The organism is Paraburkholderia bengalensis (genome assembly GCF_037126505.1).
GTDB lineage: Bacteria > Pseudomonadota > Gammaproteobacteria > Burkholderiales > Burkholderiaceae > Paraburkholderia > Paraburkholderia bengalensis.
Genome location: NZ_JACFYJ010000097.1, coordinates 24011 through 32256, shown reverse-complemented (window position 1 = coordinate 32256; position 8246 = coordinate 24011). Strand labels below are relative to the sequence as shown.

10 protein-coding genes are annotated in these 8246 nt (G+C 57.6%); 5 read left to right on the top strand and 5 right to left on the bottom strand.

The genetic code is table 11. The features are described from left to right. Positions 1-209, top strand: a 209-nt coding sequence (locus H3V53_RS35355; protein WP_336601791.1) for a hypothetical protein, incomplete at its 5' end; no start/stop codon positions are given. On the opposite strand, the gene H3V53_RS35350 is transcribed toward H3V53_RS35355, so the two are convergent. Genes H3V53_RS35350 through H3V53_RS35340 form a run of 3 tightly spaced genes read right to left on the bottom strand, consistent with a single transcriptional unit; the run spans position 206 to position 3702 of the window. After that, positions 206-1531: an aspartate aminotransferase family protein gene (locus H3V53_RS35350; protein WP_336601790.1), complete on the bottom strand. Its 1326-nt coding sequence runs from the start codon at positions 1529-1531 to the stop codon at positions 206-208. The two genes, H3V53_RS35355 and H3V53_RS35350, sit on opposite strands and share 4 nt — an antisense overlap. Before the next feature lie 34 nt (positions 1532-1565). Next, complete coding sequence (locus tag H3V53_RS35345) at positions 1566-2327, bottom strand: hydroxypyruvate isomerase family protein (RefSeq protein ID WP_336601789.1); 762 nt, start codon at positions 2325-2327, stop codon at positions 1566-1568. A gap of 40 nt (positions 2328-2367) precedes the next feature. Then, complete coding sequence (locus tag H3V53_RS35340; protein ID WP_336601788.1) at positions 2368-3702, bottom strand: aspartate aminotransferase family protein; 1335 nt, start codon at positions 3700-3702, stop codon at positions 2368-2370. Positions 3703-3864: 162 nt separating this feature from the next. On the opposite strand from H3V53_RS35340, the gene H3V53_RS35335 reads away from it, so the two are divergent. After that, positions 3865-4821 (top strand): LysR family transcriptional regulator, encoded by a 957-nt coding sequence (locus tag H3V53_RS35335; RefSeq protein WP_336601787.1) that lies wholly within the window; start codon positions 3865-3867, stop codon positions 4819-4821. 159 nt (positions 4822-4980) lie between these two features. Then, positions 4981-6123, top strand: a complete 1143-nt coding sequence (locus tag H3V53_RS35330; protein ID WP_336601786.1) for a branched-chain amino acid ABC transporter substrate-binding protein — start codon at positions 4981-4983, stop codon at positions 6121-6123. Between the two features lie 355 nt (positions 6124-6478). On the opposite strand, the gene H3V53_RS35325 is transcribed toward H3V53_RS35330, so the two are convergent. After that, positions 6479-6688 carry a hypothetical protein gene (locus H3V53_RS35325; RefSeq protein ID WP_336601785.1) on the bottom strand — a complete coding sequence of 70 codons (210 nt, stop codon included), beginning with the start codon at positions 6686-6688 and terminating at the stop codon, positions 6479-6481. Further along, positions 6685-6825, bottom strand: a complete 141-nt coding sequence (locus tag H3V53_RS35320) for a hypothetical protein (RefSeq protein ID WP_336601784.1) — start codon at positions 6823-6825, stop codon at positions 6685-6687. The genes H3V53_RS35325 and H3V53_RS35320 overlap by 4 nt, the downstream gene beginning before the upstream one ends. A 358-nt stretch (positions 6826-7183) precedes the next feature. Here H3V53_RS35320 and H3V53_RS35315 point away from each other — a divergent pair, with 358 nt between their 5' ends. Both H3V53_RS35315 and H3V53_RS35310 read left to right on the top strand, forming a co-directional pair. Beyond that, complete coding sequence (locus tag H3V53_RS35315; RefSeq protein WP_336601783.1) at positions 7184-7561, top strand: hypothetical protein; 378 nt, start codon at positions 7184-7186, stop codon at positions 7559-7561. Between the two features lie 36 nt (positions 7562-7597). Further along, positions 7598-8200: a hypothetical protein gene (locus H3V53_RS35310; RefSeq protein WP_336601782.1), complete on the top strand. Its 603-nt coding sequence runs from the start codon at positions 7598-7600 to the stop codon at positions 8198-8200. Positions 8201-8246 lie beyond the last annotated feature (46 nt).

Sequence of the window (8246 nt, the reverse complement as noted above, 5' to 3'; positions counted from 1 at the left end):
CCAAGCGGCTTGTTGCTCTGAAAGTGGGACATGTCGCGTTGGTGTCAGTGGGTTCAGCCGTTGTTGAGCAACAGGCCATTTTCAGCGGCGATGACCTGCGCCGTGATCGCGGGTGCGGTGCACATGAAGCACGCGATGTCGGCGATCTCGCCCGGAAGCGATACGCGCTTGAGATTGAGGACCGGACTCTGTCTTCGCGCGCTCATTAGCTGGCGGGCAAAAGTCTCCGGTAACGCTCAATGAAGCGGGCGCTGACCGACTCGAAATGCGCCATGTCTTGCTCTGTGACGGGCAGACTCAGCGTCATGTAACCACGTCGCGCCATATAAACGCTGTTCTCGATCATATGAAAGAAAAACAGGTCTTTGAGCCTGTGCTCCATGCCTGCAAGGTCATCGACGGAACGAATTTCCTTGTCAGTCGGCTGAAAATTCATCAATGAGCCGAGTCCGAAGAATCGCATTGCGACGCCTGACGCGGCGAACTGCTGATTCAAGGCATCGCGAAACCGCTCACCACGTTGATTGAGTTCCACTGCGGCCTGCGGCGTGTACAACTCACGAAGTCCGGCAACGCCTGCGGACATCGTGAGTACATTGTTGTTGAATGTACCGGCGTGCGCCAATGCCCTGTGCTTGCGCGGATCGAACTGCGCCATGATGTCCTCGCGCCCGCCGAAAGCGCCAAACGACATTCCTCCGCCGATGTATTTCCCGAGCGATGTCAGGTCCGCTTTAATATCGAGCAATGCCTGCATTCCGCCAGGCGCCAACCGTGAAGTCATCACTTCGTCGAAGGCCAGCAACGCGCCGAATCGCGTACACAGGTCCCGCAATGCGCGCAAAAACTCCGGCTGCCCGACGATACATCCTGACGCACCTTGCATTGGCTCAACAAGAATCGCGGCGATTTCCCTGCCATGCCTGTTGAACAACGCCTCGACGCTGGCAATATCGTTGTATGTCGCGAGCAGAAATTCATGAGGGACGTTGACGGGGTTCTGACCTGAACCGAAGGAGAGCACGCCGCCGTGATATCCGCCGTTGAACACGACAATCTTGGGCCTCTTCGTATAGGCTTTCGCCGCAGCCAGCAACAGGAGATTCGACTCTGTGCCGGAGTTGGTGAAGCGCACGCGTTCGACTGTCGGAAAGCGATCGCAAACAGTTGCTGCCAACTCTGTCTCGATCAGATTGTGGCCGCTGAGATTGATCCCGCCATCGAGCGCGGTATCGATAGCGCGGCGAATGACGGGATTCGAATGGCCATATACGCCAGCGCTGAACTCTGCGATGAAGTCGCGATATTCGTGTCCATCCGCATCCCACAGTCTTGCTGCCTCGCCTCGCGCAATCGCGAGCGGAAACGGCGAGTAATAGAGGACTGAGCGCGTGTTGCCGCCCGGCATGGCCGCTAACGCTTTGCTAAATTGCGCTGCACTATTTGGATTTGCGTTCGAGTATCTCTCTGCTGCTTCGGCTAGCGCTCCAGAGAGCCCAGCAGAATGCGTTTTCTTAGCCGAATTCGTCATTTCAATTCGTCCGGTGTTTAGGTGGAATCGTGCGCTAGCCCGCCTCGGAGAATCTCGTCATCTGTCTCCACGCCAGCCCTTCTTCAACATTTCCGCGAGCCTTGTACTCGCACCCGATCCAGCCGTCATAGCCGCGCATTTCTGCTTCTTCGAGCACCTCTACGATATCGATATCGCCAGCTCGCGGCTCACCGCGATCCGGTACGGCGGCAATCTGGATGTGACCGATTTTCGACCAGTTTCTTTTCAGCACGTCTCGTACGCTGCGGTGATGCATGCCGACGTGATAGGTGTCGAACTGGATCTTCAGCAAGGGATGGCCGATATCGTCCAGCAACTTCGCCAGTTCATCGACCTCGTGATAGAAGTACGCCGGATGAAGCGCCCGGTTCAATGGTTCGAACAGTAGCCTGACGTTACTCGAAGTCGCGAGGTCGGCGGCTAACGCGATATTGGATCTGAATGCTTCGATGCATGCGGCGCGCCAATATCCGGCGGTGTTGCCCGCCATGATATGCAAGGCTTGCGCGCCGGCCGCCTGGCAGTAGTTCAACGCCACATGCAGGCTTTCAGCGAATTCGCTTTCACGACCCGGGATGGCCGCAAGGCCGAGTTCGCCTTTGGCGAGGTCTCCGGGTGGAGAGTTTATCCCGAGCAGCGCAAGATCAAAATTTTGAATTGCGTCGCGCACTTCGCCAGGCGCAATCGCGTAGGGAAAGTGCATTTCTATCGCGCGAAAGCCTGCGCGCGCAGCCGCTTCGATGCGTTCTACAAGCGGCAGGTGCGACCACAGCATGCCGACATTAGCCGAATATCGTCTCATCCGAATCTGGCCGTCAGGCTTGTCGCGCGGCCGTCAGCGCGCGCGTCGCTGCGGCAATGGTCTGGTCCACATCGGCATCCGATATGGCCGTCGAACCGACGAACATGTTGCGAAGCACATGCAAGCCTTCAACCGCCATCAGCTTCGGCATGCTCGCGGATAGCGCTGACACGGCCGGCGTCAGCTGGGCATAAAGGTCGCGATAATCGACGGGGATGCTTTCCGTGAACAGCAGATTCGTCATCGAACCGCGGTTGACGACATGCCCGTGCGTTTTCGTATCGACGAGTGCGCGCTTCAACCCAGCCGCCAGCCGCTGACCTTGTGCCGCCAGCATGTCGAACGCGCCCGGTGTCATCAGCGACATCGCGACGAAGCCGGCAGCCATGGACATCGGATTGCCAGTGAATGTGCCGGAGTGCTTCACCTTAGGTTCGCCTTGATCGACCGAGAAAACGGACATCACATCGCGCTTGCCCCCGACCGCTCCGATGGGCAGTCCGCCGCCGATCATCTTGCCCATCGTCGTGAGATCGGGCGTGACGTCGATGATGCCCTGCGTTCCGTTATATCCGGCGCGTAGCGACCACACTTCGTCGAAGATCAGAACCATGCCGAGCCTTTCAGTCGTTTCGCGCAGCGCGACAAGAAACTCGCGATCGGCATACACGCCCGTTCCCAACGATAATCCGCTCGGATCGATAATGACGGTGCCGACCTCGGAAGCGTGGCGCATCAGGATTTCACGCATCGTTGCAATGTCATTCAACGGGAACAACACGAGTTCGTCGAGTAACGAGCGCGGCGTGCCAGCGTTGTGTGCGAGCACTGCTGGGCGTTCGCGGTCACCCCATTCCTCAGCCTTCGGCATATAGCTGGCCTCGAGCAGATCATATTGACCGTGGTAGCCGCCTTCGAGCTTGGCCACTTTTGATCTGCCGGAGAACGCACGCGCTGCCTTGATGGCGATGAGATTAGCTTCTGTCCCGGAGTTCATGAACCGGATCTGCTCGACTGAAGGGATTCGCTCGACAAGCAACTCCGCAAGGCGCACTTCCCATTCGGCCGGCATCGTGGCCGACAATAGTCGCGCGGCTTGTTGAGAGATGATTTCGACAACTTCACGCTTGTTGTGACCGTGAATCAGCGAAGCGAAGTTGTTGACCCAGTCGATACGCGTCCGACCGTCAGCATCGGTTATATAGGGTCCCTCCGCGCTGACAGCGTAAAAAGGATGCGGTTTCGTGACTAGCATGTTGCGGGTATAGCCCGAAGGCATCACGGCTCGCGCGCGCTCGAAAAGTCGCGCCGAGCTATCTTTGCTGATTGCGTCAATACCAAGGTTCATTTCTTGTCCGTTGAATCTCTCTGTTTCTTCTGCCGTCGAGGGCGCAGGATCGACGCCCGACCCGCGTTCCAGTCCGGCAAGAATAGGCGACCAGAAACGCCATTGACAAATCACTTTTTAAGTCACTACATTACCCACACGTAATGTGACCAGAGACAGAAGATGTTGACTCCCATAGAGCGGTTTTTCTCGAGCGGCCTCCGGTTGTCGCATCTGCGATTGCTGGTCGCTCTGGCAGACCTCAAGCAGGTCACGAAGGTAGCGGCCGCCTTCAATGTCACGCAGCCAGCCGTGTCGAAACAGATTGGAGAGATCGAACAGGCACTGGGCGCTGCCGTGACTGAGCGCGTCGGTAAGGCTGTACTTCTTACGGATGTCGGTATCGTCCTCGCGCGGCGAGGTCGCGAGATTCTTCGCCAGGTGGGACTTGCACAGCGCGACGTTGCTTCGCTGGTCACGGGCACTGCGGGGCATGTGAATCTCGGCTCGGTGACGGCTGTACCGCCCTCGTTTATTTCACAGTCGATGGTGACCTTTCTCACTCGCGCACCAGCAGCCTCTGTTCGATTCATCGAGGCTTCGCTGGACAAGCTCCTCGAAATGCTACGCACCGGCGAAGCGGATCTCGTACTTGCGCGAGCAAGAGCGAAAGACGACCCCGACCTGACGACGGAGTCGTTATACAGCGAGCCCATTGTCTTCGTTGCAGGTCCCACTCATGCGCTTTCCAGAGAGCGACTCGTCACGCTAAAGGACATCACCGACTTTACGTGGCTTGTGCCGCAGCAAGGAAGTCCGTCCCACATCGCGCTCGCCCAGTTGATGGAAAAAGAAGGCCTCGATATCCATGACGCTGTTGTGGAGTCTAGTTGCATCGCGCTGAATATCGAGCTGATGGCGCGCGCACCTTTTATAGCGTTACTTCCGTTGTCGTACGCAACCGAATATGCAGCGAGGGGCCGCATATCGTTGATCAACTTCCCGCCTCTCACAGAACTTGGTGAAGTGGTGCTATACCGCAGAGCGGATCTGAATAGCCCCGCGCCGCTGCTGCTGGCGCAGTGCATGCGCGAGGAGGCGGCCGCTAGCGCTTCACAGAGCGACACCAGCATCAGCTGAATCCAGCGCCTGGAACCCGATCACATTACCTCCGCGTAATACGAACAACCGAAAGAGTCAATTGTCATCGTCTTTTTGCGCCCATAGCCTTTGTTCGGCTTTCCTCCACTTTTTGCACGGGGGAACTTCAACAAGCAGATCGTTATTGGGAGCGGGAGAATGAACTGTCATATCAAAACCGGACTTGCGGCAACGGCGCTGTCGTTCGTGTGCTGCGCGTCGTATGCGGCTGACGACGCCAAGATCGTGAAAATCGGCAGCGCTGCGCCGACCACCGGCGCGATTGCGAATCTTGGTAAGGAAAACGAGAACGGAGCCCGCTTAGCGGTGGAAGACGTCAACCGGCAAGGTCTCGTCGTGGGTGGGAAAAGGGTAAAGCTGGAACTTGACGCCATGGATGACCAGGCCGATCCCCGCCAGGGCACCCAGGTTGCGCAACGTCTGGTCGATGACGGCGTGGTGGCCGTCGTCGGGCACCTGAACTCCGGCGTTTCTATTGCAGCATCGCGTATCTACCATGACGCCCAGGTTCTGCAAGTCTCACCGGACTCCACCAATCCGCAGTTCACGCAGCAAGGATTCAACACGACTTATCGTCTCGTGGCGACGGATGCCCAACAGTCGCCCGTGCTCGCGCACTATGCTTTGCAAACCCTTAAAGCGAAGAAAGTCGCTATCGTCGACGACAGCACGGCATACGGCCAGGGACTCGCCGATCAGTTTTCCGAAGCCATCAAAGGCGGCGGTGCACAAGTCGTCGCGCGAGAAGCGACCAACGACAAAGCCATCGACTTCAAGGGCCTCATTACCAAAATAAAGGGGCAATCTCCGGATGTGATCTTCTATGGCGGCATGGATGCGACGGCGGGACCCTTTATCAAACAGGCAGCACAACTGGGACTCAAGGCTAAGGTGCTCGGCGGCGATGGCACATGCTCGGACGAAGTCGCATCGCTGGCCGGCCCAGCTGTCGACAATCTGGTTTGCAGTATCGCCGGCCTCCCGTTATCCCGGATGAGGGCGGGTCCGGCATTCGAAAAAGCGTATGAAAAGCGGTTCGGAACTTCCGTCCAGATCTATGCGCCATACGCATACGACTCAGTCATGGTCATCGTCGATGCCATGAAACGCAGTGGCAGCACTGATCGCGCGAAAGTTCTGGCGGCCGCGCGCTCGACTGACTATCAAGGCCTGATTGGCGGCATCGAGTTCGACGACAAGGGCGATGTGAAAAGCCCGAGGCTCACGCTATACGGCTATAAGAATGGGAAGAAGACCCTTCTCACTACCATGACGCCTTGACGGTCGAACGTTTCGATCGACGCGTCATCACCAGCCCGCGAGAAATTCGTGCAGCAACATGATGTAGAGATCCGGGCTCTTCGACATTGGGAATATGACCTGAACGCGTCATCTCGACGAATTCCACGTCGGCAATCAGGCTTGCGCCTTCGTGACGAGGTGCTCCCACTCTGCGTAGCGGGGTGTGCGCGCTTTCACCGATCGATCCCCGACTTCATTCCGATACTCGGAGATGTAGACGACGTCATCCTGCTGCCGATAGACATCTGGGCCGTTGCGAAGTGGATCCCGCCAGACATCATGGCTGAACATCGCCACTACCGCGTTGGTTGCCGACTGCCGCCCAATGAGTCGACTAGCCGCCGTCGTCATCGCTTTGCTCTGGAGCGCCTCGATCGGCCTGACGGCGTGGCTCCGCTACCGTCACTTCCGCGCTCCCTTTGAAGGGCTGGCGCGGGCAGCCATCCCCAAATTCGCCGCGTGATGCATCGGCGTGCAAAAACACCTCTCTTTCTTCCGCCAAAGCCATCGCGCATCCGATATCAAGGTGGGTCCATTCCTTCATCTCGTGGCGAAGCACTGCCGGCGCTCGGTTCTCGGGCGCGCGAACCCCGGGTTTGGCTGATTGATGACGACCATCGCAGCGCGCACGCTGCCGGGGTCGAACGTCACGTGGATCTCCGTGCCTAAATCAACACTCATCGTCGCCCTCCTTCTTCGGAGCAATGCGCTGGCGTGCTGCGTCGTGCAGTGAGTTAGATCCTTCGGGTCGCCCGGATGCCTCGATTGTCCAATCGTCATGCGTTTAATCACCCGCCCCCGCCAATTTGAGACCGTTTGCGTCTCCCCGGGGAGCGAAACGCTAGAATCCTCACGAATGCCTCGATAAATTTTTCCTGAGCTACCAGGGCTGCTGCGCGACTTTATGTATTGGATGGCCGTCGCGCCTTGCCACAAATCTATCCGCTTTTCGGCGAGTCGGCCACTTTTTCCTTTTCCGTTGCTACATTTTCTGGAAACGTCTTGGTACACTTGCACGCGACTGACGGGAGGCGATTGCATGGCGGCATCAGGCGAACTGTTTGAGCAGGACTTTGAGACGTGGACGCCAGCACAGGCCAAGACGTTCTTTCGCGCCGGAATGGTGGATGATTTCTTTGCGACTAACGTTGGCGACGATCAGTGGGTGCTTACGCTGCTCGTCGTCGGCCGGCAAGGTCGCCAGACGCAGATCCAGTTGCGCACCGCTCGCGAGCTTGATACTCACAAGGTGCGTCACTTCAAGACTCTCGATGCCGCCGTGAGAGCGGCTGGCGAGATAGGCTTCGACGTGCGGACGATCGGGACTGCTCGAATTGCCCAACGCTCATCGCAGCGTACCCGCAAGGCCTCGCGAGTCACGCTGGAACGCAGTGGCATGCTGCCGGAAGCTGACTAAGCGCAGGTATCAGCCCTCTACAATTCAATGTCGAATATGCAACGTATACAGTCGTCAAAAATCGCCGGCACCTGTGCCGCCTTGCTTTTGAGTATTTCGCTAGCCGCCTGTGACGGCAAGTCGTCGCCAACGAAAGAGAACTACGCGAAGGCGGTGCAGACCTACTTCGACGGCAAGGACGCGGTGTGCATGTTGGTCGGCGAAGTGCCGTTCGATGCAGCCGAACATTCGAGTGATGCGCTGTTTTTCGAGCCGCTCGTGAAAACCGGTCTTCTCACCAAAGAACCGACCCATGTGCAGCTAGCCGGCTCGGCGCACTTGCTGGTCCCTGGCTTCCACTATGCGCTGACCGACGAAGGCAAAAAAGCTTACCGTCAAGCAAATCCGGCAAAGAACTCAAAAATTTGCGGGGGCAAAGCCAAGCTTCTCGCGATCACCTGGGCGTCGTCGGCTGAAAACCCTCACGTGGGCGACAGGGTCAATATCAAGTATGAGGCGAAGCTCGTTGATCGTCCGCGTTGGGACGATGAGGCAGTGCTTCGAACACTGCACCCCGATCTGATTGAGACAGTAAACGATCAGTACCACAGCGAGTTATACGTAGAACTGACAAACGACGGCTGGGTTGTGGTCCGCTAACGCGCCAGACTCGCTAAAGTGACGTTTCATTGTCCATTGGCTTCGC

Bases quoted from the DNA above. Each gene is read 5' to 3' on its own strand.
- H3V53_RS35340 (WP_336601788.1), bottom strand. From the start codon at position 3,702: ATGAACCTTGGTATTGACGCAATCAGCAAAGATAGCTCGGCGCGACTT.
- H3V53_RS35335 (WP_336601787.1), top strand. From the start codon at position 3,865: ATGTTGACTCCCATAGAGCGGTTTTTCTCGAGCGGCCTCCGGTTGTCG.
- H3V53_RS35315 (WP_336601783.1), top strand. From the start codon at position 7,184: ATGGCGGCATCAGGCGAACTGTTTGAGCAGGACTTTGAGACGTGGACG.
- H3V53_RS35330 (WP_336601786.1), top strand. From the start codon at position 4,981: ATGAACTGTCATATCAAAACCGGACTTGCGGCAACGGCGCTGTCGTTC.
- H3V53_RS35350 (WP_336601790.1), bottom strand. From the start codon at position 1,531: ATGACGAATTCGGCTAAGAAAACGCATTCTGCTGGGCTCTCTGGAGCG.
- H3V53_RS35345 (WP_336601789.1), bottom strand. From the start codon at position 2,327: ATGCTGTGGTCGCACCTGCCGCTTGTAGAACGCATCGAAGCGGCTGCG.
- H3V53_RS35310 (WP_336601782.1), top strand. From the start codon at position 7,598: ATGCAACGTATACAGTCGTCAAAAATCGCCGGCACCTGTGCCGCCTTG.
- H3V53_RS35320 (WP_336601784.1), bottom strand. From the start codon at position 6,825: ATGAGTGTTGATTTAGGCACGGAGATCCACGTGACGTTCGACCCCGGC.
- H3V53_RS35325 (WP_336601785.1), bottom strand. From the start codon at position 6,688: ATGAAGGAATGGACCCACCTTGATATCGGATGCGCGATGGCTTTGGCG.